Below are 23,374 nucleotides of genomic sequence, written 5' to 3'. Positions count from 1 at the left end.
CGTACCCGTCGAGGATGAACCATCGAGACTGCGGTGAACCGACACGTTTGAGGGGTGCCAGCCCGGCCGCACCCCTCAAAGTTGTCGGTTCGGCACCATTTCGCCGAGGGGGAAGTCGCGGGTCTCACCGGGGGAGAGGGTGGCCTCGCTGCCTTCGATGCGCACCCGGATCGGGGCGGCGCCTCCGGCCCTCAGTTGCAGGCGCAGGTTGCCGGGAGTCAGTTCCAGGCGGATCGGCTGTTCCCGGTAGTTGATGCTGAAGGTGACCTCTGTGAGTTCCTCCGGCAGCATCGGGTGCAGCCACAGCATGTCCTGCCGGATCTCCAGACCGGTGTAGCAGCGCACGACCATGTCGACCGATCCGGCCATCGCTCCGAGGTGGATGCCCTCGTGGGTGGAACCGCCGAGGATATCGCCCAGGTCACTGTCCAGAGCCCGGGTCAGGTAGGCCCAGGACCGTTCCCGGTCGCGTCGGGCATCCAACCAGGAATGCACCACGTTGCTGAGCGTGGAGCCGTGCGTGGAGCGCGCCGAGTAGAACTCGACCGTTCGCACGATGGCCTCCGGCGGCAGGGCGTAGCCCATCGTCTCGAGCAGTTCGCGCAGTTCTTCCGCGGAGAGCAGGTACAACAGCATGAGCACATCGGCCTGCTTGGAGAGCCGGTAGTTGTTGGTGCTGTCGCCCTCGGCGTTGAGGATCAGGTCGAGCCGGGCGATCGAGGGATACCGGGCCCGGTACGCGTCCCAGTCGAATTCGGGGAGGTCCTCGTAGCCCTCGAACTGGCTGATGACGCCGTCCGCGTGGAACGGCACCCTCAGCCTCAGGCTGATCCGGGCCCACTGGTCGACCTCCTCGGGCCGCAGTTGCAGACGGTTCCAGAGGGGCCGGCAGTAACGGTTCTGCAGCAGTGCCACGGTGTCCACCGCGCGGCGAAGCACCCACGCGGTCATTACGTTCGTATAGGCGTTGTTGCGCACGCCGCTGCCGGGTATCCCCGGGTACCCGTCGTGGAACTCGTCCGGCCCCATCACCCCGTCGATGTCGTAGCGGTCGTCCGCCTCGTCGTAACGGACCAGGCTGGCGAAGAAGCGGGCCACCTCGAGCAGCATCTCGGCACCCTGGTGAATCAGGAATTCGGTGTTGCCGGTGGACTGGTAGTACTCCCAGACGCTGTAGGCGACGGCGAGGCCCACATGCCGCTGGTTCTGGGAGTTGTCGGGCATCCACTGCTGGGAGAGCGGGTTGAAGAGTTCCGTCGGGGTGGACTCGCGCCCATCGATGCCGCTTTGCCACGGGAACATCGCGCCTTCGCAGCCGATTCCCCGGGCTGCGGCCCGGGCCTCGCCGAGGCGTCGGTACCGGTAGCCGAGCAGCGCGCGGCTCAGGTCAGGGCGGCGCAGGGTGAGGATCGGGTAGACGAACAGTTCGTCCCAGAACACGTGGCCGCGGTACCCCTCGCCGTGCAGCCCTCTGGCCGGCACGCTCGCGTCAAGGTCGGCGTCGACGGCCGCCACCGTCTGCAGCACATGGAACGTGTTCAGGTTGAGCGCGAGCGACTGGTGATCGCTCGCGCGCATGCCGACGGCGAATTCGTCCCAGAGGACCTGCCAGGCCAGCTCGTGCGCCGCCAGCAGGTCCGCCGGGTCCGGTAGCCGCCGCATCCAGGCGGCCACCGCCCGCGCCGGTGAGGCGATGGCCCGGTCCCGAGATGTGCTGACGATCACGGTTTTCTCCACCCTGACCGGATGCCCCGGCTCCAGATCGAGGGTGAACTCGTGCGCCACCCAGCCGGCGTCGTCGGTGAGCAGGTGCCGGGGGGGATCAACGGCCTGCTCGTCCCTCCGAACCCGGGTGCGAGCGGCAAGGGCGATGTGGATGCCGGACTGTGTGGTCTCCATTTCGAGCAGCACGGTCTCGGCGTCGACGGCCGCGCTCGTGCGGGGGAGCAGGTGCGTGTCGCTGAGCAACCGGTCCGCGGCCACATTGCGGTTGAAGACACGGCCCTCGAGGGCCGAGCGCACGGTCAGCGGGCCGGACCAGTCCTCGGCCTCGAACGTGGTGTCGAGCACTGCCACATGCGGCGCCGCCTGCGACAGGAACCGCCGGGAGGTCACCCGTGTGGTGCGCCCGGCCTCGTCGCGAAAACGGATGACCCGGGTCAGCAGGCCGCGGCGCAGGTCCAGTTCCTGCAGGTAGGTGACCAGCCGGGCCCGGCCGACGTCGAACCAGTCGCCATCGGCCACCCGGAATCCCAGCGGGAGCCAGTTCGGGACGTTGACCAGGTGCTCGTCTTCGACGGTGCGCTCGCCGAGGTCGGTCTGCACCCGGTTGTAGACGCCGGCAAGGTAGGTGCCCGGGTAGTGCACGCCGTCGTCGGAGGCCTCGGCGGCCGCGCCGCGGGTTCCCCAGTAGCCGTTGCCGAGGGTGCACAGCGCCTCCCGCAGCCCCTCGGTGGCGGGGTCGTAGCCGATGTAACGCAGCAGCCACGGGTCGCTGCCGGACTCTCCGCCCGCCCAGCCGCGATTCTTCCCGGTCACGGCGGGATCCAGGGCGGCCAGATCCAGGCCGGCGAGGTCGGTCAGCAGCAGATCGGCTCCGGCCGAGTGCAGCCGGTCGTCGCCGTTGCGGTCCATGCCGATGACCAGGGCGAATCCACCGCGCGCCGCGGCCTGCACCCCGGCCTCGGAGTCTTCGATGACCACCGTGCGGTCGGGCGTCACGTGCAGCCGCCGGGCAGCCTCGAGGAACAGGGCCGGGTCGGGTTTGCCGGCCAGGTCCATTCGCAGGGCGTCAGTACCGTCGACGGTGACGTCGAACAGGCCCGTGACGCGCGCCGCGGCCAGCACGGCGCCACTGTTGCGGCTCGAGGTCACCACGGCCACCGGCAGACCCTGTTCCCGCAGCTGCTGCAGCAGAGCCAGCGTGCCGGGGAACGCGCTCACTCCGCCCGCGGCGAGCTCGCGGGTGAAGAGCTCCTGCTTGCGAGCGGCGAGGGCGTCGATGGTCGCCCGGCCACGCTTCGGCTCGATCCCGCGCGACGCGAGGAACGCACGGATGCCGTCCTCCCGCGCCCGTCCGTCGACGTACCGTCGGTAATCGATCCCGATCTCGAACGGAGGCACCGGTGATCTGGTCAGCCCCGGCAGCGCCTCGTCGAAGAGGGCCTTCCAGGCCCGGGCGTGCACGGCGGCCGTGTCGGTGACCACTCCGTCGAGGTCGAAGATCACGGCGTCGAAGGCGGCGCGGGACGGGTGCGGCTGCTTGTTCGCCGGGTTCGTTTCACTCATGGGTGCGCTCCTTGGGACCGTGATGGCAGGCCGTGGGTGTCGGGCCGTGACAGAGCACATAGTACGCAGAGTGGTTGGATTGACCCATGACCTTCACACCCGACTACATCGACGACTTCGCCGACTTCATCACCGCCTCCCCGTCGTCGTACCACGCGGCGGCCGAGGTCGCCCGCCGCCTGGACGCCGCCGGTTTCGGCCGCGTCAGCGAAACGGACGAGTGGCCCCAGGAGGGCGGGCGTCGCTACGTGGTGCGCGACGGCGCCGTCATCGCGTGGGTGCAGCCGGACGGCGCCGGCCCGACGACCCCGTTCCGCATCCTCGGCGCCCACACCGACTCGCCCGGCTTCAAGTTGAAACCGAAGCCGACCATCGGCGCCCACGGCTGGCTGCAGGCCGGTGTCGAGGTCTACGGCGGCCCGCTCCTCAACTCCTGGCTCGACCGCGAACTCGAATTCGCCGGCCGCCTCACGACCGTCGACGGCACCGAACACCTGGTGCGCACCGGGCCGTTCTGCCGCATCCCGCAGCTGGCCATCCACCTCGACCGCGACGCCAACACGGCCCTCACCCTGGACCGGCAGCGGCACCTGACCCCGGTCTTCGGCGTCGGCGAGAAGAGCCAGGCCGACCTGATCGGGCACCTCGCCGGTCTGGCCGGTCTGGCGGGGGCGGATGTTGCCGGGTACGACATCTTTACGGCCGACACGGCACCGCCGGCGCGGTTCGGCCTCGGTAACGAGCTCTTCGCCGCCGGGCGGATGGACAATCTCTCCTCGGTGCACGCCGGCCTCGTCGCCCTGCTCGCCGCCCCCGCACCCACCGGGCAGATCCTGGTGTTCGCGGCCTTCGACCACGAGGAAATCGGCTCCGAGACCCGCTCAGGTGCGAGCGGACCGCTGCTCGACGACATCCTGACCCGGATCGGGGCGGGGCTCGGGGCATCCGTCAGCGATCGCCTGCGCGCCTACGCCGGCTCGTGGTGCCTCTCGGCCGACGCCGGCCACTCGGTGCACCCGAACTATCCGGAGAAGCACGACCCGGCGAACTTGGTCGTCGCCGGGGGCGGGCCGCTCCTGAAAATCAATGCCACCCAGCGCTACGCGACGGATGCAGCGGGTGCGGCGCTCTGGGCCCGCACCTGCGCGCAGGCCGGCGTGGCGTACCAGGAATTCGTCTCGAACAACACGGTGCCGTGCGGCTCCACGATCGGGCCGCTGACTGCCACGCGTCTCGGGATCCGCACGGTCGACGTGGGAATCCCGCTGCTGTCGATGCATTCCGCCCGGGAACTATGCCACGTGAACGACCCGGTGGCGCTGAGCGGCGCGATCGGCGCGTTCTTCGCCCCCGAGCACTAGCGACCGGCGGGCGCCTTCGGCAGCCGCGGCGGACGCAGGAATAGGGGCCCCATTACTTGCTAGATAGTTCGTATATCTGATACTTTAACTATCAGAAAGTCGCACTATCATCACGACGGCTCTCTCGTCGTCCGCAGAGGAGATTCTCATGACCGTCCACCTCATCGCCGGCGCCGGCTACATCGGCGAAGCCCTTGCCCGCGCCCTCGTCGCGCGTGGGGACACCGTGCTGCTCGCGACCCGCTCCGGCACGAACGTGCCCGGCACGACGTCGATCACCCTCGACGCGTCCGATCCGGACGCCTTGGCCACCGCAGCAGCAGGCGCCGCCACGATCTTTCTCGCGACCGGTCCTCGCCAGTATCACCGCTGGCCGGAGCTGTGGCCCCCGATGCACCGGGCTGCCATCGAAGCGGCCCACCGGTCCTCGGCCCGGCTGGTGTTGATGGGCAACCTCTACGGCTATGGCGAGGACAGCGCCATGCCCATGTCCGAAACGACGCCGCTGCACCCGACCGAGCCGAAGGGGCAGGTGCGCGCCGAGGGCTGGACGCTCGCGCTCGCCGCTCAGGCCCGGGGCGAGATCGAGGTCGTCGAGGTGCGGGCGAGCGACTACTTCGGACCGGGCGCCGGCCGGAACAGCCAACTCGGCTCAACTTTCTTCGGGCCGGTTCTGGCCGGCAAGACCGCCCGGGTCTTCGGCAGCCCGACCGAACCGCACAGCTGGTGCTACCGGGCAGACATCGTTGCCACCTTGATCGCGGCCGCGGACTACCGCGGTGCGTGGGGCCGGGTCTGGCACGTGCCCGCTGCAAAGCCGCTCTCCCGCGCCGAGATCGCCGAGCGGGTGAATCGGCTCACCGGTGAAGAAGGCAGAGTCAAGGCGCTGAGCCCGGTGTTCCTGCGACTGCTCGGCTTCTTCGTGCCGTTCATCCGGGCGGCCAACGACTCGTCCTACCAGTTCAACCGGCCGTTCCTGGTCGACTCCAGTGAGACCGAGCGACTGCTCGGTGTGCATGCCACACCATGGGCGGAGTCGCTGGCAGCCGTGATCGAAAGCTATCGCGCGCCGGCCGAGCGGGCGGGCGCCTGACCATGGCGGACGCCGACCTGAAGATGGCTGAACTCAGCGCACGCAGCGGTGTAGCGGTCGCGACGATCAAGTTCTATCAGCGGGAGAACCTGCTGCCGGCGGGCGTTCGCACGGGTCCGAATCAGGCGCTGTACGGAGACGCGCACCTCGGTCGCATCCGTCTCATCCGCGGCCTGACCGAGGTCGGTGGCCTCTCCGTCGCCGCCGCCCGGCGAGTGCTGGAAGCCATCGATTCCGAGCTCCCCCTGCCGGAGACATTCGAGATCGCCCAGCATGCCGTGTCCGAGGCGGTCGATCCGACGACGGTGACAGCGGATGCCCTGGCCCACGTCGACACGCTGATGGCGGGCTGGCACGTCTCGGACGACAACCCCGGTCGCCTCGCGGCGGCCCAGGTCTTCGACACGTTCACGGGAATCGGCCAGATCGACGCCGCCGGTTGGTTCCGGCGGTACGCGGCCGCCGCCCTCGTGGCGGCCGAGGCCGACATTGATGAACTCGACGCTCGCATCGAGCGGGCGGCCAAGGCGGAGATCGTCGTCGTGGGCACAGTGCTCGGCGACACTCTGTTCTCCGGTCTGCGCCGGGCGGCCCAGGAGCATCTGTCCTCGCTCCGGTACTCAGCGCCTCCGGCGTCCGAACTCTGAAGAAGATCGCACGCCGAGCCGACGAAATCCGCCGACGAAATCCGCCGACGAAACCACAAGGTCCGAGGAGTGATGTCGCCGCCAGAAACAGCCGGGGACCGGGTCAGCCGGCGTAGACCGGGCGGCGGCGTCCCTGCACGGGATGCCCGGAGCGTGATTCCACGAGATCCTCGTCGTCGGCAAGTGCGCATCCGCCCTCATGCACGATCACCGGCCATACGATGCGCCGGTCGGACCCGACGTGGGCTGTGGCGCCGATTCCGCACTCCCGGCAGTGGATGGTCAGTACCCAGTCGATTGATCTCATACTTGGAGATTTCCTCAGATCAGGGAGATCGACAAGGGGGTGTACTTCGGTGGCGCGATATGCGATGCGTTGTGTGATGCCGCCCAAGGAGGCCGGCTGCCCGGTCAGTGGACAGTGATCCGGTCAAGGAGAAGGGCCGCGATAGCCCGGTATCCGGTGTCGTTGGGGTGGAAACGGTCGCTCGTTCCGCCGAAGACCTTCCGCCCGGCAGGTCCGCGGTTGGCCTCGATCGGGTACAGCCCGTACAGGCTGACGAAGGCTCCGCCCTGCCGCGCGCATTCCCGGTCGATGAGCGCGTTGTAGGTGTCGGACCCGTCCGCGCCGCCCGCGCTGCCCCACGTTCCCACGCAGAGCAACGGCACCCCGGGCGACTCCGTGTGCACACGGTGGAGAAGTGCGCGGTAGCTGCGGGCGAAATCGTCCGGTGCGGTCTGGTCGACCACGTCATTGGTGCCCAGCTCGACCACGGCCAGGTCGAGTCCCTCCGGCACGTCGACCAGCCGGGACACCGCGTGCGTGGTCGCCCCGGCGCGATTCGTGTGGAACTCCTGAACCGGCCCTCCCTTCGCGAGCGCATCGACCATCAGCGGGCGAAAGCCGAGGTCCTGACGCTGGGCGTTCAGACCGTAGCTGATCGAATCCCCGACGAACAGCACCCGTAGCGGGCGATCATCCGTGCGAGTCACGCGCACAGTGCCGTCGGCGGCGGACAGGGGAAGGACCACGCTGAGTCCGACGGCACTCGCGATCAGCACCGCCACGCCGACCGCGACCACCCGGACCGGGAAACGGCGAGGAGGGTTTGCGACCGGGAATCGGCGGCCGTGGTGCGGAGGCATCCGCCAAGCCTAGGCCGGATTCGCCTCGGCGAGGCGTGCGATGCGGGCGCGGGCGGCATCCTCTGAGGTCGAAGACCGGCCCAGCAGCAGGCGAACCAGACCCAGAACGGCTCCGGTCGCCCAGACCGCCGGGAGCAGGGAACGGCGCAGTCCGAGCAGCTCGCGGTATTCGCGGGGGATCGAGGCGACGGCGCCGGCGAACATCACCCGGTAGAACGGCATCATGCCGGGCCGGAGCGGGGGATTGCGGATGAAGCGCACGGCCTCGGCGACGCGCTCGTCACTTTTCAGGATGCCGGCATCCTTGAACGCAGCGAGCTGGGTCTGCAGTTCGGACGCGGAGCGCGGGGGATTGTGCACGCCGACGAGTTCTCCGGCCTTGGCCCATTCGCGCACGTAACCGTCGGCGCCGCCCGGGATGGGGCCTCCCCAGATCGAGTGGGTGGCCAGGAACGCGTCGGTGAAGACGATGTGCACCCAGGCGAGAAGTTCAGGGTCTCCGGCGGCGTAGGGACGCTCGATTCCCTGGGCGTCGCGGTAGGTTCCGGTGACACGGTCGTGGAAGCGCCCCACCCGGGACGACTCGCTCTCGGCCAGCGTCGTGTCGGCGAAGGTCACAGTGACGAGCCACTGGATAGTCCCGGAGAGGCGCCCGAGCGGGTCTTCCTTATAGCGAGACCAGTCGTGCACGCCGGCCATGGCGCCGGGATGGAGGGTCTGCATGAGCAGGGCACGGATGCCGGCGACCATCGTCGCGAGCCCGCCGTGCACGGCCCAGGAGGCGGAGCCGGGGCCGAAGAAGCCGACGTCGTCGCCCAGTTCCATCTTCTCCACCCACTGCGGGCGGCCGTCGCCATTTCCGGAGAGGGTCACCAGAAGATGCGACCGCCAGCTGTCTGTGAACCTGCCCATGGACCGAGGTTAACCCGTCGTGGCTGGGCATCGGCCTCGAACCGTGCGTGCGGCAGCGGTGCGCGTGCCGGGGTGCGCGGCGGGGGTGCGCGGGAGCATCCTAAACTCGAACCATGGCAGTGCCCCGCTTCATCTTCGCCGACCAACTCGGCCCCCACTTCGACGACGGCGGACCTCTCCTGATGGTGGAGTCCGTCGGTGTACTCGGTCGGCACCCGTACCACCGTGCCAAGGCGCACCTGATCCTCAGCGCCCTCCGGCACCGGGCCAGAGAACTCGGTGACCGGGTGGAATACCTGCACGCCGAGCACTACCGCGACGTGCTCACCGGTCGTGACCTCGAGGTGGTCAATCCCACCTCCTGGGGCTCCCGGGCTCTCGTTCGGGAGCTCGGAGCACGGGTTCTGCCGAGCCGTGGCTTCGTGACCAGCGAGGAAGACTTCGCCGCGTGGGCGGAAGGCAGACCACCATCCCGGATGATCATGGACCAGTTCTATCGCCAGGTGCGCACCGAGACCGGGCTGCTCATGCGCGGGCCCGACCCTGAGGGCGGCAAGTTCAACTTCGACCACGACAATCGCCAGCCGCCGCCGAAGGGAGCGGTGAGCCTGGGGCTGCCGGACCCGTTCCGCCCGGTCGAAGACGACATCGACGAGCAGGTGCGCGCCGACCTGGACACGTGGCAGGCCGAGGGACGCATCCACCTGATCGGCGAGGACGGACCTCGCCTGTTCGCGGCCACCCGGACGGAAGCGCTCGCGGCGCTCGCTGATTTCGTCGAGACGCGCCTGAACGATTTCGGCCCGTTCGAGGATGCCTCCCTGCTCGGTGACGAGACGATGGCCCATGCGAAGCTGAGTGTTCCCCTGAACCTGGGGCTGCTGCATCCGCGGGAGGTGATCGACGCCGTGATCGCCGCCTACGAGACCGGGGGAGCCCCGCTGCAGAGCGTGGAGGCCGTGGTGCGCCAGATCATGGGCTGGCGGGACTGGGTCTGGCACCTCTACTGGCACCTGGGCGAGGACTACGTGCGGCGCAGCAACCACCTCGAGGCGAACGTGGCACTGCCGCGGGAGTTCTGGGAACTCGACGGCAGCGCGGTGCGGGCGAAGTGCCTGAGCCATGTGCTCGGGGAGGTGCGCCGCACGGGATACGCGCACCATATCCAGCGTCTGATGGTGCTCGGCAACTGGGCGCTGCAGCGCGGCTACCAGCCGGCTGAGCTCACCGAGTGGTTCACGAACGCGTTCGTCGACGGCACTCCCTGGGTGATGCCCGCCAACGTCGTCGGGATGTCCCAGCACGCCGACGGCGGGATCGTCGCCACGAAGCCGTATGCCTCCGGCGGCGCCTACATCTCCAAGATGAGCGACTTCTGCGGCTCCTGCACATTCAACCCGAAGAAACGGCTGGGCGAGGACGCGTGCCCGTTCACCGCCGGGTACTGGGCGTTCCTCGACCGGGTGGAGCCGCGCATCCGGGGCAATCACCGCATGGCACAGCCGCTCGCCGGGCTGCGCCGCCTGGTCGACCGTGACGCGGTCGTCGCCCAGGAACGCGCCCGCACCGACTGGTGAGTGAGGGTGCACCGCTCCCGCACGCTCGTCGCGGCGCACCGTGTGGAAGCAGGCGCACGTAAGAACGCTCGCCGCGATCCACAACCTGCGCCGCGTCCCGGTGGTCGGGCCCCGCTCCCGGTGGTCGAGCTTGTCGAGACCCGGTGGTCGAGCCCCACTCCCGGTGGTCGAGCTCGTCGAGACCCCGGTGGTCGAGCCCGTCGAGACCTGGCGAGCCGACCCTGTCGCGACCCCGGTGGTCGAGCCTGTCGAGACCCCGGTGGTCGAGCCTGTCGAGACCCCGGTGGTCGAGCCTGTCGAGACCCGGCGAGCCAACCCGTGACCGTTTAGAACACGACTTCGAAAAAGCTTTGACTAATAGGTGACAGACTCTCGACTACGCGTACTATTCCTGATATCCTCAACGCATGACCACCACCGCAGACGACCTCAGAACGGCAACGGATGCCGTCGCTCGCCTGGGCTCGTCCTGCGCCGACTATGAGGCCCTGCCCGACGCTGAGGTGCTGGCCGGCCAGAAGCAGATCGCAGCCGCCCGCCGTCTGCTCGACACCCGCTCCGCCTGGATGGCGGCGACCATCGCCCGCCGCTCCCGGCCCGAGCTCGGCCATTCCGGTCTGGCCGCGCAGCAGGGCTTCCTCTCGCCCGAGGCGCTGATTCAGACGGTGACCGGCTCGACCAAGAACGATGCGTTCAAGCTCGTCGCGGTCGGCACGATGATGGCCGATGCCGAGGCGGCGGAGAAACTGGTCGAGGCTGCCGTGGAATCATCCGATGTGGATGCCGCCGCGGTCGCTTCTTTCGCCGCGAAGGTGCCATGGCAGGCGCCGATCGCCCGGGCCGTCACCGACGGCACCCTCTCGGTCGATGCGGCCGAGTCGATCCGTTCCGGCCTCGGCCAGATCGACGCCGCGGTCACTGCGGAGAAACTCGGCACAGCCCTCGATTCCCTCCTCGTTGAGGCCGCGTCACTGAACGCAGATCAGGTCTTCAAGCTCGCCCGGCGGATGCGCGACCAGCTCGACGAGGCCGGCATCGCCGCCCGCGAGAAGCAGGCCCACGACGACCGATTCCTGCGGGTCTACCGGCTCGGCAACGGCAAGGTGCGCCTGCACGGCCTCTTCGCACCCGAAGACGGCGAATTCGTGCTCTCGACTTTCGACTCCGTGACCAGCCCTCGCCGTGGCGGGGTGCGCTTCGTTGACAAGGAGAAGGCCGCCTGGGCCAAACGTGTGCAGGATGACCCGCGCAGCACCGAGCAGATCGCCGCCGACGCCCTGGTGCAGTTGCTGAAGATCGCCGGTGAGGCCGACCAGGGCCGGGTCTTCGGCGGCCGCCGCCCCGCGGTTCGAGTGATCGTGACCGAAAAGTCCCTCAAGACGGATGGACCGGTGCCCGCCGAAGCCGCCGCCCATGGGCAGATCGAGGGCAGCCCCGTTCCCATCTCGAAGGAAACGATCGACCGGCTGCTCTGCGACACCGGAACCCGCGGCATCCAGGTCGACGACACCGGTCAGATCATCAACGTCGGGCGTGACCAACGTCTTTTCACCGAGGCGCAACGCGCCGCGATGGGAGTGCGGGATGGCGGCTGCCGGTGGGTCGACTGCGATCGATCACCTGCGTGGTCAGAAGCGCACCACATCAACGAATGGCTCGCTGACAACGGGTACACCGACTTTGCCGACGGGGTGTTGCTGTGCCATCCGCATCACCTGTTGCTGCATAACCAGCACTGGAGCATCATCCGCACCGGCAATGACTACTGGCTACGACCACCGGTCGACGTCGACCCGGAGCAGACCCTGATTGCACTGCCGAGTAAGCGGGTGACGCTGTAGGAGCTGGTCTTTGGTCTTTGGTCTTGACGGGCTCGACCACCGGGTCTTGACGGGCTCGACCACCGGGTCTCGACGGGCTCGACCACCGGGTCTTGACGGGCTCGACCACCGGGTCTCGACGGGCTCGACCACCGGGTCTCGACAGGCTCGACCACCGGGGCTCGAGCAGCGCGGCGTGGAGGGTGCCTACCTGACCTCCGTCGGCCAGTCCGTTACACGGACCAGAGCCGCCTGCAGCGCCAGCGCGGACATCCGGGCCTGCTCGACACTGTGCGGGCTGAACACATCGATCGCAAGCGGCGGCGCCTCACCGAACTTCGGAATCTCCACCTCGACTCGGCCGCCGCCGACGAGCGGCACAAAGGGATGGGCCGTGGCGGCATCCTGAACGGTCGAACCCGCCGCCTCCGCGATCAAGCGCAGCGCATCAGGTTTCGTGACATGCGCCTGCGCCACGATCGTTACCGAGTAATGCATGGGTCTCCTTCGCCGCAAGCGGGTAGCAGCGGCCACACGTCGCCGGACACACATCGAGACCAGCCGCGAACACGCTTCCCGATGCAGGCTACGGCATGGCGCTCCCGACCGGGGCCGGGTCGCCCGGGCAGCAGCGAATGCCTCGACCTGCATGGGGAGCCGGAGTACCGTGGCCTCGTCTGCTCACTTCCGTCCCTCGTTCCAGAATGCTCAGAAGCCGGAGTCACCATGTCGTCGCTCACGAACTACGGCCAGGCCATCGCCTCCACGACCGTCGCTCTGCAACGGCTGCTCTCCTCGCCACCGATCGGGCTGCCGGTCACGTCCTACGCGCTCGGCTCCCCGCGAACCGGTGTCACCGGCCCGTCCATCAACCTGTTCCTCTACTACGACAGCCTCATCAGCTACCGGGAGGAAACCCAGCGCGGACCCAGCCGGGTCATTGCCGAACTGCACTACCTGGTCAGCGCGTATCCCGGCGACGAGGTCGACACGGATGCCGGAAGCCACCGCGTCTTCGGCACGGCGCGAGCCGTCATCGAGCGCCACCCCGTGCTGAATGTCCCCATCGGTTCGGCGGACAACCTGCAGGTCTGGCTCTCGCCCTCCCCGCTGACCAACGAGGTGCTGACCTCCCTGTGGCTGGCATCCCAAGCGCCCCTGCGGCTGTCCTTCGCCGTGATGGCGTCGTTCACCCTGGACGCGGCGGAGCGCACTGCGGTGGTCGGCACCGTGCGTGACGTCGTGAAGCTGGCGGGGGCCGGCGCGATCGCCGTGTTCACGGGAACGGATGCCGCGGGCAAGGCCACGGCAGCGGCATCCGTGGCGAGTGAGCTGGGAAAAGCGCTCGTGACCCTGCCGCTGGGGGATATCGTGGGCGCCACCCAATCCGAAACCGAAGCCAAGCTCGCGCGCGTGTTCGAGCAGGCCGAGCACCGGGGAGCCGTGTTGATGGTGGCTGCCGCCGACCCGCTGTTCGGCGTGCGCCCGGAGGAACTCGACGTCGACGACCCCTACGCCGGGGTGGAGATCGGATCGGTCCTTGACCTCCTCGGCCAGGCTCCGAGCGTCGTGATCATTGAGTTGACTCATCCGGCCGGGGATGAGCTGGCGGACCGGACCCGGGTCGAAGTGCGCTTCCCGGGGACACCGCCGCCGTCCACCGAGGATTGACCACGTCGAGCAGGAGGAGCACGAACACCAGCTCCAGCAGGCCGCCGCCGAAGTAAACGGCCTGCAGGAAGCTGAACGGAATGAAGATCATCTGAACGAAGACCCAGATCAGCAGCCCGAACCCGGCGACCGAGGCCGCGGCCGGAGCGGAGCGTCGGCGTTGCCGCAGCAACAGGAACGCGACGAGATGCGTGCCTCCGACGACAGCGACCAGGATGAGACCGGGCAGCAGATAGGAGTCGAACCCGGTGCCCGCGAGCAACTCGGCCGGCGGCACGATGCCGAGCGGGCCGAGGCTGGGCCCGAACATGAGGGCCATCCCACCCGCGAACGAGGTCAGAGCCAAGAATCCCTGCAGAACCAGAAGGGGAATACGCCAGAGCATGTCGACCTCCATTCGGTCGGGTAGCGGAGTCTGCCGGCAGCGGAGTCTGCCGGAAGCGGAGACCGGGACGGAGCCGGTGGCTCCAGTAGACACCTCTTCGCTCCGGTCCGGAACACCTGCTTCCCCGCCTACGCTGGCTGAATGCCCTCGTTTCGCATCACCCTGATCATCGGGTCCCTCCGCCCGGGCGTGGCCCCGGACTCCGTACTGTCGTCGCTCGCGGCCGCCGCCGCCGAGATGACGATCGTGGAGGCATCCGACCTCGCCGTCGTCGCCGGGGCACCCCGCGCGATCGTGCGGTTCACGGCGGATGACGCCGCGATGGCGCTCGAGGTGGGTGACCATGTGCTCGCTGCGGCCCGCGCCCGTGTGGAACCGGTGTCGTGGCAGGTGACGGAGCGGGTCAAGGCGCGCTGGTACCCGGTGCGGTGACGAGCCGCGCCCCGTCGTCGCCGCGGCGCTGCTCCGGCCGGGCCGGCGCGATGATGGTCGGGCGCTGACCGAGCTCCGACACGTCGTCGAGGGCGCCAAGGACCTGGCAGCGCTCCATGCCCCGGTGCCACCAGAGCGAGGCCGTCCAGGCGCAGAGCAGGGCATCGATCAGGTCTTCGCGGTGTTTGTAGGGTCGGTCGACCAACGGTGACGGCACGGTCACCAGGGCGTCCGAGACGGGGTGGGAGCCCAGGTCGAGCGGTGGCGAGGCTCGGGTGAGCCGCCAGATCCGTTGGATCAGGTCGTCGCAGACCGCGGCCCGCGCCGCCCGGCGCTCGTCCGGCGGAAGCGAGGTGCCCATGCGCTTGTAGCGGGGTCTCTTGTCGACGTAGCCGAACTCTGCCGCGCCCACGAGCGTCGTGTAGGGGTAGCACTCGAAGAAGCTGGGGGCTGCCGGATCGACCGGCGTGAGGCCGTCGGTGTAGGTCCAGCCGGAGGCCTCCAGCCGGCGGCGGATCGCCACCCCGCCGGCCCACGGGCGGCCGAGGTTCGAGGCGTTCGCGGAGACGTGCCAGCTGCCGTAGCGACTCCCGGTCTCCCGCTCGCACAGGCGCATGCCGGTGAGGTTGTGAACCACCAGGGGGGCGTCGACCGCCAGCACGGCGCCGGGCTCCCACAGGGAGTCGATCCAGGCCATCACGGCATCCGTGCCGCGGGCCCAGCCGGCGTCGATCACCCGGCCGGTCTCATCGATGCAGGCCAGGCCGGACTCGTTGGCCGGTTTCGACGCGCTGCCTTCGGCCCAGGCCAGGTCAACTCCGAGGAATCGCGTCATGGCTCATGAATAGCACAGGCAGGTGACGGTCGTATGCCGCCGCCGATTATCGGCACCCCCTGTTCGGGCGTAGTCTCTTCCGGATTGTTAGACAATCAGTTAGAGGCAGTGACGATGTTCCAGACCGAGAAACCATCCACGAACGGGAAAGTCATCGCGCTGGCTATTGCAGGTGCCTTCGGAGGGTTCCTGTTCGGGTTCGACGCATCCGTGATCAACGGCGCGGTGAATGCCATTGAAGACGAGTACGCGCTCACGGCGACCCTGACCGGCTTCGCGGTGGCGAGCGCGCTCCTGGGGGCCGCCGCCGGCGCCTATCTGGGCGGCCGGGTCGGCGATCGGTTCGGCCGCATTCCGGTGATGCTCCTGGGCTCGATCATGTTCTTCGTCAGCTCGGTCGGTTCCGCCTTCGCCTTCAGCGTCTATGACCTCGTGCTGTGGCGCATCGTCGGGGGTCTCGGTATTGGGCTGGCATCCGTGGTGGCCCCGGCCTACATCGCCGAGATCTCGCCGCGAGCGATGCGTGGGCGTCTCGGATCGCTCCAGCAGCTCGCCATCACGATCGGTATTTTCTCCGCGCTGTTGTCGGATGCCCTGTTCGCCAACACGGCCGGTGGTGCGGGTGAGCCCTCCCTGTTCGGGATCGACGCCTGGCGGTGGATGTTCCTGGCCTGCGCGTTCCCCGCTGCCGTGTACTTCGTGATCGCCAAGATCCTGCCGGAGTCCCCTCGTTTCCTGGTGCTGAAAGACCGTGAGGATGAGGCCCGTGCGGTCTTCCGGAAGGTGTGGCCCAACGGCGACGTGGACCGGGAGATCCGGGACATCCGTGCCTCGATCAAGGCCGACGCCCTGGGTCAGCGTGCCGGGTCGCTGCGCGGCAAGTCCTTCGGCCTGCGCCCGATCGTCTGGATCGGCATCCTCTTGTCGATGTTCCAGCAGTTCGTCGGCATCAACGTGATCTTCTTCTACTCGACCACCCTGTGGAAGGCGGTCGGCTTCGAGGAATCGAGCTCGCTCACCATCTCGGTGTTCACCGGGCTGACCAACATCGCGGTCACCTTCATCGCCATCGCCCTGATCGACCGGATCGGACGTCGGCCGATCCTGATGACCGGATCCATCGGCATGACGCTGTCCCTGGCCACCATGGCGGTCGCCTTCAGCCAGTCGGTCACCGTGGGCGGCGAGATCAGCCTGCCCGGTGCGTGGGGCCCGATCGCCCTGGTCGCGGCAAACGTCTTCGTGGTCTTCTTCGGCGCCTCGTGGGGCCCGGTCGTCTGGGTGCTGCTCGGCGAGATGTTCCCGAACACCATCCGGGTCAAAGCGCTCGGCATTGCGGCAGCGGCCCAGTGGATCGCCAACTTCCTGGTCGCGGTCACCTTCCCGTCGCTGGCAGCCGTCTCGCTGCCGCTGACCTACGGTATGTACGCGCTGTTCGCGGCGCTGTCGTTCGTCTTCGTGCTGACCAAGATCCCGGAGACCAACGGCATGTCCCTGGACGAGGCGAACACCCTGCTGCCGCCGAGGAACGCGGCGAGAAACGCGGCCAAGACCGCTGCGAGGACCCCAGAGGTCAGATCAGGCCGCGAAGCAGTACCTCAACGCTGACGCCGAGCCGGGCGGCGCGCTCCGACAGGCGGGCGTGCTCGTCCGGGGACAGTTCCAGGGACACGGTGTGGGAGGTCGGCGGCTCGTCGAAAGCGAAGAGTTCCGGATGCGCCGGTCCGGCCGGGAGCTTCCGGGCGACGGTCGGAGCGGCGACGGCCCGTGCCTTCGCCGGAGCGGTCAGCGCGGGCCGACGGGCAGCCGGGGCGTCGCCCGCCCGGACCCAGCCCGGGCCGGCGTTGATCGGTGATTTGCGCTGGAACGCCTCCGACACAGCCCGGGCACGCGTGTCGGCGGCCTCGTTGAGCGGGTGGTTCGCGTGGCCCTTGACCCATTCGAACCGATACGTGCGTCCGGCCAGAGCCTCGTCGAGCTCCTGGAGGAGATCAAGGTTCATCACGGGCTGGCCGTCCGCCTTGCGCCAGCCCTTGGCCTTCCACCCGCGCATCCACTTGGTCACGGAGTTGATCACGTACTGGCTGTCGCACAGCACGAGCAGGTCGTCGTCGAGGTGCGCGGTGGCCCGGAACAGCTCGAGCACGGCCTTCAGCTCACCCTGGTTGTTCGTGGCGTGGTTCCAGCCGCCGGCAGCCCAGCAGGAGTCGTCGACGTACCACGCCCATCCGGCGGGACCGGGATTGCCCAGGGCCGAACCGTCGGCGGCGGCGATGATAGTCATGCTGAGGGCCTTTCCTGGGGTCCCGCGCGTTCAGGACCTGTCTAGTCTGCCACCGCGGGCTACCCGCTGATGCAGGAGCCGGAGGAGACCGGGGCGTCGAGCGCGGATGCCTGAGCCGCGACCGGATCGACCTCCTCCATCGCCAGGGCGTAGCCGAGGTTGTCGGTGATGGTCGACTTGGCGAACATGACGCCGGCCACGACACCGGCTTCGCTGAGCAGAGGGCCGCCGGACTCGCCGTGGTCCACATCGGCGGCCAGCGTATAGATCTGCCGGGACGAGGGATCCGCGCCATAGATGTCGGCCACCATGGCGGGCGCGACGGCGACCACCTCGGCCGGCGCGGACTCGAAGGGCCCGCCGAAGGGGTAGCCGCCGCTCACGGCGAGGCTGCCCGGTCCCAGGTTGTCGCCGAGCGCGAGCGGTTGGGCGTCCAGCCCGGACACCGCGATCACGGCGAGGTCGACGACCGGATCGAAATAGACGACCTGACCCGACTGGGCCCGGCCGTCGGGGGTGACCACCACGGGCTCCGACACCCCGGCGACGACATGGGCGTTGGTGAGCACCCGGTCGGTCGCGATGACGAATCCGCTGCCGGACTGGTTCTGGCCGCAGGCGTAGGCGGTTCCGGTGATTTTCAGCACGGATGCCCGCGCCGCCAGCAGTGCCTCGCTGTCGGTGCCCACGCTGGGCACGACCGGGGCCGGGCCGTTGAAAGCCTCGACGACGCGCGGGATGCCCTCGGTCGCCACGATCGACCGCAGCTGGGCCAGGAAGCTCGTGACCGGGTCGGGGGTCAGCGAGTCGATCGAACGGATCACGCTGGACGAGCTCACGGCCGAGGAGACCACCGGCACGCCGAGGGCGCCGATGCTGAAGGCGATCATCGAGGCCACCAGGGCGGACACGGTGACGGCGGCGCCGGCACCCAGAATGCGATCGATGACGCGGAGCTTGTTGCGGGTTCCCTGAGGGGTGAGCAGGCGGCCGACGGAACGGCCGAGGGAGAGACCGCCGATCAGGAGGACGGCGGCGGTCGCCAGGGTGGCGGCGGTGCGCCACTCCGCAGCGGGAACCCAGGTGCCCACGAGCGGCACCAGGAAGTAGGCGGCCACGGCTCCTGCGACGAGTCCTGCGATTCCGCTGAGGCTTCCGATCAGCCCACTGCGATACCCGGACACGAGATAGCCGAACAGCACGATCAGGAGCACCACATCCAGAATCGTTGAAAACGCCATCCGTGAACCTCGTTCTCTGTCGGTGTCGTGCTTGCCCACCGGCCGCATCCGTCTCGATCCAGAGTACGTGGCCGGGCCTCCCCAGAATGTGAATCCGCCGAGTTGTGCACCGACCGGGCCCGGATCGGGAGGGGAAGCCGCTTCCGATCAGGGTGGATCCATGAACAGGACAATCGTCAAGACCAGGGAAGCGCATGACTTCCTCGCCCTCGTGCCACAGCTCGTCGGGTTCCTGCCCGAGAAGAGTCTGGTGCTCGTCGCCTTCCGCGGCAACCGCACCTGCGGGGCCATGCGGTTCAACCTGCCCGAACCCGGAGCCCCGCAAAAAGTGCTGGGGCGCATCGCCACCACCCTCGTGGGCACCGTCTGCAAGATCCCGGGCGTCGACGCGCTGGTTCCCGTGTTCTACAGCGACGAAACCATCGCGGGCGTGACCGGCCTGCCGCAGGAACGCTTCGCGGAGGTGTTGTGCGCGCGAGCACGACTCTCCGGTTTCCTGGTGCGCGACGCCCTCTGTGTGGCACCGGACGGGTGGGGCTCATACCTCGACCCGGACTGCCCGGCCGGCGGGAATCCGCTGAGCGCGATCGCCGCCTCCGACGTGCACCGGGCCATCCCCGCCGCGGTGCGCACAGACCTGGCCACCCTGCAGAGCCGCGCCGACCTGCCGGCGGTCGACCCGTCGATGAAGGCGAAGGTCGCCCGGCGGCTCGCTCGGTATCAGCGCCTCGGCTCGACGTCGCAGACGGTGCCGGAGCTGCTCGAGCTGGCCCGCGACATCCTCGACCCGGTGCCGGCCGCGGAGGCCGCGCTGGGCTTCGACCTCGAGCAGCTGGGCGTCGACGACGCGGCCACTGTGCTGTACCTCGTGCAGGGGCCGGCCTGCCGGGACCAGATGATGCTGCAGTTCGCCTTCGGCGAGACGGTCGGGCGGCAGACGCACGAACTGAACCTGCGCTATGCGATCATCCAGCGCGCCACGGGGCGCAGCCTCGACGACATCATCGGCGAGGAGCAGGCCGCCGGGAACGACAGCCCGAACACCCGGGCCACCGGCGACCTCATGCTCGGGCTCTCACGGGAACGCCCCGACCCGGAGCGGATCGAGCGGGCGATCCGGCTGTTGAAACTGCTGGTGGCTCTGGCGCCGCGCCGGGCCCGGCCGGCACCGCTGTGCATGCTGGCCTGGCTGTCCTGGGCGATGGGGCGCGGGTCCGTCGCCGGCATCTTCGTCGACCGGGCGCTGGCGATCGATCCCCGCTACCCAATGGCTGAACTGCTGCGCACAGTGTTCGGTGTGGGGCATCTGCCGGATTGGGCGTTTGCGGTCCCGCTGGACGAGACCGCAAACGCCTGAGTCCGCGTGACCGGTGCGCGAATCGGCACCGGGACGCCGAACGCTACAGGTACTTCGGGGCCTCCGAGAGCACGCCGTGCAGGATGTCGCCGATCTCGGTGAACTCGGCAGGGCCGATGGTCAGCGGGGGAGCGAGCTGCACGACCGGGTCGCCTCGGTCGTCGGCGCGGCAGTACAGTCCCGCTTCGTACAGCGCCTTGGAGAGGTAACCCCGCAGCAGGCGCTCGGACTCGGCGTCGTTGAACGTCTCCTTGGTGCCTTTGTCCTTGACGAGTTCGATTCCGAAGAAGTAGCCCTCGCCGCGCACATCGCCCACGATCGGCAGTTCGAGCAGTTTCTCCAATTCCGCGCGGAAGAGCGGGGAGTTCTCGCGCACGTTCTCGTTGAGCTTTTCCTCCTCGAAGATGTCGAGGTTGGCCATGGCCACAGCGGCGGAAACCGGGTGGCCACCGAAGGTGTAGCCGTGGTAGAACGTGGTCTCGCCGTGCTTGAAGGGCTCGTAGATGCGGTCGCTGATGATGGTGGCGCCGATCGGTGAGTAGCCGCTGGTCATGCCCTTCGCGCAGGTGATCATGTCCGGTTCGATCCCGAAGGTGGTCGACGCGAACATGTTGCCGATACGTCCGAAGGCCGTGATGACCTCATCGGCCACCAGCAGCACGTCGTACTGGTCGCAGATCTCGCGCACACGCTTGAAATAGCCGGGGGGCGGCGGGAAGCAACCGCCGGAGTTCTGCACCGGCTCCAGGAACACGGCAGCAACGGTCTCCGGTCCCTCGAACTGGATCATCTCCTCGATCCGGTTGGCGGCCCACAGGCCGAACTTCTCCACGTCGTCACCGAACCCGGAACCCATCTCGTCGGCGCGGTAGAAGTTGGTGTTCGGCACACGGAATCCGCCCGGGGTCACCGGTTCGAACATCTCCTTCATGGCCGGGATGCCCGTGATGGCCAGGGCGCCCTGGGGGGTGCCGTGGTAGGCCACGTTGCGGGAGATGACCTTGTGCTTGGTGGGGCGGCCCTGCAGCTTCCAGTAGTACTTGGCCAGTTTGAAAGCGGTCTCCACGGCCTCGCCGCCGCCGGTCGAGTAGAAGACCCGGTTGAGGTCGCCGGGCGCGTTGGCGGCCAGGCGGTCGGCCAGTTCGATGGCGCTCGGGTGGGCGTAGGACCAGATCGGGAAGAACGCGAGTTCCTCGGCCTGCTTGGCTGCCACCTGGGCGAGGCGTTTACGGCCGTGGCCGGCGTTGACGGTGAACAGCCCGCTCAGGCCGTCGATGTACTTCTTGCCGTTGGAGTCCCAGATGTGATGTCCGACACCCTTGGTGATGATCGGCACGCCGTGACCCGATTCGAGCACCGACTGGCGCGAGAAGTGCATCCAGAGGTGGTCTTTCGCTTTTTGCTGCAGGGCGGCGTTCTCGGCATCCGTGTAGACGCGCGGTGCAGCCGGGGCCTCGGCTACGGTGTCGCCGGCGCTCGCGGTATCGACCGTGGCGTCGACCAGTGCATCGACGTGGGCGTCGACTGCGCTGTCGGTCGCGGCGGAGTGCGTGGTGGGTGCTGTGGTTGTCATTTTTTTACCGTGTTCCCCAGTTGTAGAACTGCTTGTGGAGTTTGAGATAAACGAAGGTCTCGGTGGAGCTGACTCCGTCGAGACCGCGGATCTGAGCATTGAGAAGGTCGATCAGTTCCTCGTCGTCCTCGCAGACGACCTCGACCAGGAGATCGAAGGAGCCGGCCGTGAGAACGACATAGTCGACGGCGGGGATGGCGGACAGCTGGTCGGCGAGCACCCGGGTGTCCCCGGTCGCACGGATCCCGATCATGGCCTGGCGGTAGAACCCGAGCTGCATCGGGTCGGTGACGGCGACGACCTGCATGACGCCGGCATCCGTCAATTTCTGCACGCGCTGACGCACGGCGGCCTCGCTCAGACCGACGGCTTTGCCGATCTCGGCGTAGGAGCGCCGGCCGTCGACCTGGAGTTGCTCGATGATCTTCTTCGAGACCTCGTCCAGCGGTGCCGACTTGCCCGCAACATTGCGCCCGTTTACGCTCATCCAGCGAGTATGCCAGTGGGAGTTGCCTCAGGCAAGCGATTCCGCAGTAATACACAGCAAGGACAACGGAATCCACTGAGTATTGACTGGTTTGGGCTCGATTCCCGCCGAGATGATGCTCAATGTGCGTCGGATCTTCGGCGGCGTCACCGTGGAATCGGATCGATCCCGCAACCGATGGTGTTGACTTGCTCGTGTACTGAATGGAAGGCACCAATCCCGTGGGGCGCGTCGGATACCAACTCGAACCCGGCAGACAAGCCGGTTGGACGTTCGTGGTGGGCCGCGGCTTCATCGCGGCGCTGCCGGACGACACTCCGTCGGCGGTGACCGCGACACTGGCCGCGCTCGTCACGGCACCCCACGTCGAAGCCGAAGCGCTGGTGGCCCTGCTTCCGCTCGGTGGGGAGACCCCGACCGCGCACTTCGCAGTGATCGTGCAGCGCGCCCCCACCGACGAGGACGGAATCCCGGTCTCCGTGATCGCTCGCGGCGACGTGGCGGTCGACGTGTTCTCGGTCGGTGGATCGCGTCGGTTCTCGGCCGGCGGAATCCGCCCCTGGCTGCTGGCTGACTTCCGGTCCGTGATCGGGCTCACGATCGGGTTCGCCGGCCGGCCGGTGGTGCCCGCGGCCGGCCTCGGCTCCGGTCATCCGTTCGGGTTGGGATCTGTGGACGCGACCACACTGTTCTGGTCGTTGTCGGATCTGGCACTGCCGGCCCCGGCCGACGCGGCCCCGGGAGCGGCGGACCCCCCAGACGACCCCCCAGACGACGCCACGATCATCCACGCCGGGGGCAACCAGAGTCCGGCCGACGCGGACACCGTCCTGGGCCGCCCGGCCCGGGCCACCCCGACAGCGGCAGCAGCTCATCCGGTGCGTCCCGCCGAGGCGCGGCTGCGGTTCCGGCTGCCGAACGGGGAGGAGATTGCGCTTGACCGGCCCAGTCACGTCGGGCGCCGTCCGCGGCCGCCGCGCATCACATCCGGTGCTCCGGCGCGGCTGGTGAACGTGGACTCACCGACCTCCGCGGTCTCCGGAACCCACCTCGAAATCCGGCAGGAGGGCAGCTCGGTGGTCGTCACCGACCTCGGTTCCACGAACGGGTCGATCGTGATTCCGCCGCGTGGACGCAGGCTACGTCTCCACCCCGGACAGTCGCTCACGGTGCTGCCCGGTACGACAGTGGACATTGGGGACGGTAATATCATCGAGATCCTCCCCGCAGCCGGCACGACGCCCGCTCAGTAATCGCTCGGCAAT

At 68.4% G+C, this 23,374-nt stretch carries 22 protein-coding genes; 11 read left to right on the top strand and 11 right to left on the bottom strand.

Annotation, left to right across the window (positions count from 1 at the left end; all coding sequences use genetic code 11):
- Positions 1–75: 75 nt before the first annotated feature.
- Positions 76–3,288 carry a beta-phosphoglucomutase family hydrolase gene (locus AC0J5J_RS06190; protein WP_134425802.1) on the bottom strand — a complete coding sequence of 1,071 codons (3,213 nt, stop codon included), beginning with the start codon at positions 3,286–3,288 and terminating at the stop codon, positions 76–78.
- 86 nt (positions 3,289–3,374) lie between these two features.
- Here AC0J5J_RS06190 and AC0J5J_RS06185 point away from each other — a divergent pair, with 86 nt between their 5' ends.
- The 3 genes from AC0J5J_RS06185 (at position 3,375) to AC0J5J_RS06175 (ending at position 6,389) form a co-directional block, all read left to right on the top strand.
- Positions 3,375–4,649, top strand: a complete 1,275-nt coding sequence (locus tag AC0J5J_RS06185; RefSeq protein ID WP_474899984.1) for a M18 family aminopeptidase — start codon at positions 3,375–3,377, stop codon at positions 4,647–4,649.
- Positions 4,650–4,797: 148 nt separating this feature from the next.
- Positions 4,798–5,742, top strand: coding sequence for an NAD-dependent epimerase/dehydratase family protein (locus AC0J5J_RS06180; RefSeq protein ID WP_474899983.1), 945 nt, complete (start codon positions 4,798–4,800; stop codon positions 5,740–5,742).
- Positions 5,743–5,744: 2 nt separating this feature from the next.
- Entirely contained in the window at positions 5,745–6,389 is a 645-nt protein-coding gene (locus tag AC0J5J_RS06175) for a MerR family transcriptional regulator (protein ID WP_474899982.1), read from the top strand.
- A 103-nt stretch (positions 6,390–6,492) separates the two neighbouring features.
- On the opposite strand, the gene AC0J5J_RS06170 is transcribed toward AC0J5J_RS06175, so the two are convergent.
- The 3 genes from AC0J5J_RS06170 to AC0J5J_RS06160 all read right to left on the bottom strand — a co-directional run bounded on the left by AC0J5J_RS06170 (position 6,493) and on the right by AC0J5J_RS06160 (position 8,447).
- Complete coding sequence (locus tag AC0J5J_RS06170; protein ID WP_474899981.1) at positions 6,493–6,696, bottom strand: hypothetical protein; 204 nt, start codon at positions 6,694–6,696, stop codon at positions 6,493–6,495.
- A 104-nt stretch (positions 6,697–6,800) separates the two neighbouring features.
- Positions 6,801–7,535, bottom strand: coding sequence for an SGNH/GDSL hydrolase family protein (locus tag AC0J5J_RS06165; protein ID WP_134425798.1), 735 nt, complete (start codon positions 7,533–7,535; stop codon positions 6,801–6,803).
- Positions 7,536–7,544: 9 nt separating this feature from the next.
- Positions 7,545–8,447, bottom strand: a complete 903-nt coding sequence (locus AC0J5J_RS06160; RefSeq protein WP_134425797.1) for an oxygenase MpaB family protein — start codon at positions 8,445–8,447, stop codon at positions 7,545–7,547.
- A gap of 113 nt (positions 8,448–8,560) precedes the next feature.
- Between AC0J5J_RS06160 and AC0J5J_RS06155 the strand changes: the two genes are divergently transcribed.
- From AC0J5J_RS06155 to AC0J5J_RS06145, 3 genes are all read left to right on the top strand, one after another.
- The gene (locus AC0J5J_RS06155; RefSeq protein WP_134425796.1) at positions 8,561–10,024 is read left to right on the top strand and encodes a cryptochrome/photolyase family protein; all 1,464 of its coding nucleotides are present in this window, start codon (positions 8,561–8,563) and stop codon (positions 10,022–10,024) included.
- Positions 10,025–10,187: 163 nt separating this feature from the next.
- Positions 10,188–10,346 (top strand): hypothetical protein, encoded by a 159-nt coding sequence (locus AC0J5J_RS06150; RefSeq protein ID WP_474899980.1) that lies wholly within the window; start codon positions 10,188–10,190, stop codon positions 10,344–10,346.
- 85 nt (positions 10,347–10,431) lie between these two features.
- Positions 10,432–11,865, top strand: a complete 1,434-nt coding sequence (locus AC0J5J_RS06145; protein ID WP_474899979.1) for a DUF222 domain-containing protein — start codon at positions 10,432–10,434, stop codon at positions 11,863–11,865.
- A 186-nt stretch (positions 11,866–12,051) separates the two neighbouring features.
- Here AC0J5J_RS06145 and AC0J5J_RS06140 read toward each other — a convergent pair whose 3' ends face one another.
- On the bottom strand, positions 12,052–12,342 hold the full coding sequence (locus tag AC0J5J_RS06140) for a hypothetical protein (protein ID WP_474899978.1): 291 nt from the start codon (positions 12,340–12,342) through the stop codon (positions 12,052–12,054).
- 228 nt (positions 12,343–12,570) lie between these two features.
- Here AC0J5J_RS06140 and AC0J5J_RS06135 point away from each other — a divergent pair, with 228 nt between their 5' ends.
- Complete coding sequence (locus tag AC0J5J_RS06135) at positions 12,571–13,515, top strand: Pvc16 family protein (protein WP_474899977.1); 945 nt, start codon at positions 12,571–12,573, stop codon at positions 13,513–13,515.
- On the opposite strand, the gene AC0J5J_RS06130 is transcribed toward AC0J5J_RS06135, so the two are convergent.
- Positions 13,418–13,900 carry a hypothetical protein gene (locus AC0J5J_RS06130; RefSeq protein WP_174722435.1) on the bottom strand — a complete coding sequence of 161 codons (483 nt, stop codon included), beginning with the start codon at positions 13,898–13,900 and terminating at the stop codon, positions 13,418–13,420. The two genes, AC0J5J_RS06135 and AC0J5J_RS06130, sit on opposite strands and share 98 nt — an antisense overlap.
- A 141-nt stretch (positions 13,901–14,041) precedes the next feature.
- Between AC0J5J_RS06130 and AC0J5J_RS06125 the strand changes: the two genes are divergently transcribed.
- Positions 14,042–14,332, top strand: coding sequence for a hypothetical protein (locus AC0J5J_RS06125; RefSeq protein ID WP_134425792.1), 291 nt, complete (start codon positions 14,042–14,044; stop codon positions 14,330–14,332).
- Here AC0J5J_RS06125 and AC0J5J_RS06120 read toward each other — a convergent pair.
- The gene (locus tag AC0J5J_RS06120; RefSeq protein ID WP_474899976.1) at positions 14,304–15,167 is read right to left on the bottom strand and encodes a DUF429 domain-containing protein; all 864 of its coding nucleotides are present in this window, start codon (positions 15,165–15,167) and stop codon (positions 14,304–14,306) included. The genes AC0J5J_RS06125 and AC0J5J_RS06120 overlap by 29 nt on opposite strands.
- A 114-nt stretch (positions 15,168–15,281) precedes the next feature.
- Here AC0J5J_RS06120 and AC0J5J_RS06115 point away from each other — a divergent pair, with 114 nt between their 5' ends.
- Positions 15,282–16,775, top strand: a complete 1,494-nt coding sequence (locus tag AC0J5J_RS06115) for a sugar porter family MFS transporter (RefSeq protein ID WP_474899975.1) — start codon at positions 15,282–15,284, stop codon at positions 16,773–16,775.
- Here AC0J5J_RS06115 and AC0J5J_RS06110 read toward each other — a convergent pair.
- Complete coding sequence (locus tag AC0J5J_RS06110) at positions 16,741–17,451, bottom strand: RNase H family protein (RefSeq protein ID WP_474899974.1); 711 nt, start codon at positions 17,449–17,451, stop codon at positions 16,741–16,743. The genes AC0J5J_RS06115 and AC0J5J_RS06110 overlap by 35 nt on opposite strands.
- Positions 17,452–17,510: 59 nt before the next feature.
- On the bottom strand, positions 17,511–18,692 hold the full coding sequence (locus tag AC0J5J_RS06105) for a MarP family serine protease (RefSeq protein ID WP_474899973.1): 1,182 nt from the start codon (positions 18,690–18,692) through the stop codon (positions 17,511–17,513).
- A gap of 160 nt (positions 18,693–18,852) precedes the next feature.
- Here AC0J5J_RS06105 and AC0J5J_RS06100 point away from each other — a divergent pair, with 160 nt between their 5' ends.
- The gene (locus AC0J5J_RS06100; RefSeq protein ID WP_134425787.1) at positions 18,853–20,049 is read left to right on the top strand and encodes a DUF4192 domain-containing protein; all 1,197 of its coding nucleotides are present in this window, start codon (positions 18,853–18,855) and stop codon (positions 20,047–20,049) included.
- Between the two features lie 43 nt (positions 20,050–20,092).
- Here the strand turns inward: AC0J5J_RS06100 and AC0J5J_RS06095 are convergent, their stop codons facing one another.
- Positions 20,093–21,622: an aspartate aminotransferase family protein gene (locus AC0J5J_RS06095; protein ID WP_474899972.1), complete on the bottom strand. Its 1,530-nt coding sequence runs from the start codon at positions 21,620–21,622 to the stop codon at positions 20,093–20,095.
- A gap of 4 nt (positions 21,623–21,626) precedes the next feature.
- A complete protein-coding gene (locus tag AC0J5J_RS06090) occupies positions 21,627–22,109 on the bottom strand; it encodes an Lrp/AsnC family transcriptional regulator (RefSeq protein WP_474899971.1) in 483 nt (160 codons plus the stop codon).
- Between the two features lie 221 nt (positions 22,110–22,330).
- Between AC0J5J_RS06090 and AC0J5J_RS06085 the strand changes: the two genes are divergently transcribed.
- Entirely contained in the window at positions 22,331–23,362 is a 1,032-nt protein-coding gene (locus AC0J5J_RS06085) for an FHA domain-containing protein (protein WP_474899970.1), read from the top strand.
- Positions 23,363–23,374: the final 12 nt, after the last annotated feature.

It is taken from the genome of Cryobacterium sp. TS_SC_7 (assembly GCF_056156285.1).
Note: the sequence above shows the minus strand (reverse complement) of the source record. Positions and strands in the feature narration are given on the sequence as shown.

What these genes read in the sequence shown, in the direction of transcription:
- AC0J5J_RS06090 (WP_474899971.1), bottom strand. Translation starts at nt 22,109, where the DNA reads ATGAGCGTAAACGGGCGCAATGTTGCGGGCAAGTCGGCACCGCTGGAC.
- AC0J5J_RS06125 (WP_134425792.1), top strand. Translation starts at nt 14,042, where the DNA reads ATGCCCTCGTTTCGCATCACCCTGATCATCGGGTCCCTCCGCCCGGGC.
- AC0J5J_RS06160 (WP_134425797.1), bottom strand. Translation starts at nt 8,447, where the DNA reads ATGGGCAGGTTCACAGACAGCTGGCGGTCGCATCTTCTGGTGACCCTC.
- AC0J5J_RS06185 (WP_474899984.1), top strand. Translation starts at nt 3,375, where the DNA reads ATGACCTTCACACCCGACTACATCGACGACTTCGCCGACTTCATCACC.
- AC0J5J_RS06115 (WP_474899975.1), top strand. Translation starts at nt 15,282, where the DNA reads ATGTTCCAGACCGAGAAACCATCCACGAACGGGAAAGTCATCGCGCTG.
- AC0J5J_RS06190 (WP_134425802.1), bottom strand. Translation starts at nt 3,288, where the DNA reads ATGAGTGAAACGAACCCGGCGAACAAGCAGCCGCACCCGTCCCGCGCC.
- AC0J5J_RS06130 (WP_174722435.1), bottom strand. Translation starts at nt 13,900, where the DNA reads ATGCTCTGGCGTATTCCCCTTCTGGTTCTGCAGGGATTCTTGGCTCTG.
- AC0J5J_RS06120 (WP_474899976.1), bottom strand. Translation starts at nt 15,167, where the DNA reads ATGACGCGATTCCTCGGAGTTGACCTGGCCTGGGCCGAAGGCAGCGCG.
- AC0J5J_RS06180 (WP_474899983.1), top strand. Translation starts at nt 4,798, where the DNA reads ATGACCGTCCACCTCATCGCCGGCGCCGGCTACATCGGCGAAGCCCTT.
- AC0J5J_RS06105 (WP_474899973.1), bottom strand. Translation starts at nt 18,692, where the DNA reads ATGGCGTTTTCAACGATTCTGGATGTGGTGCTCCTGATCGTGCTGTTC.
- AC0J5J_RS06110 (WP_474899974.1), bottom strand. Translation starts at nt 17,451, where the DNA reads ATGACTATCATCGCCGCCGCCGACGGTTCGGCCCTGGGCAATCCCGGT.
- AC0J5J_RS06155 (WP_134425796.1), top strand. Translation starts at nt 8,561, where the DNA reads ATGGCAGTGCCCCGCTTCATCTTCGCCGACCAACTCGGCCCCCACTTC.
- AC0J5J_RS06135 (WP_474899977.1), top strand. Translation starts at nt 12,571, where the DNA reads ATGTCGTCGCTCACGAACTACGGCCAGGCCATCGCCTCCACGACCGTC.
- AC0J5J_RS06175 (WP_474899982.1), top strand. Translation starts at nt 5,745, where the DNA reads ATGGCGGACGCCGACCTGAAGATGGCTGAACTCAGCGCACGCAGCGGT.
- AC0J5J_RS06100 (WP_134425787.1), top strand. Translation starts at nt 18,853, where the DNA reads ATGAACAGGACAATCGTCAAGACCAGGGAAGCGCATGACTTCCTCGCC.
- AC0J5J_RS06140 (WP_474899978.1), bottom strand. Translation starts at nt 12,342, where the DNA reads ATGCATTACTCGGTAACGATCGTGGCGCAGGCGCATGTCACGAAACCT.
- AC0J5J_RS06165 (WP_134425798.1), bottom strand. Translation starts at nt 7,535, where the DNA reads ATGCCTCCGCACCACGGCCGCCGATTCCCGGTCGCAAACCCTCCTCGC.
- AC0J5J_RS06095 (WP_474899972.1), bottom strand. Translation starts at nt 21,622, where the DNA reads ATGACAACCACAGCACCCACCACGCACTCCGCCGCGACCGACAGCGCA.
- AC0J5J_RS06145 (WP_474899979.1), top strand. Translation starts at nt 10,432, where the DNA reads ATGACCACCACCGCAGACGACCTCAGAACGGCAACGGATGCCGTCGCT.
- AC0J5J_RS06170 (WP_474899981.1), bottom strand. Translation starts at nt 6,696, where the DNA reads ATGAGATCAATCGACTGGGTACTGACCATCCACTGCCGGGAGTGCGGA.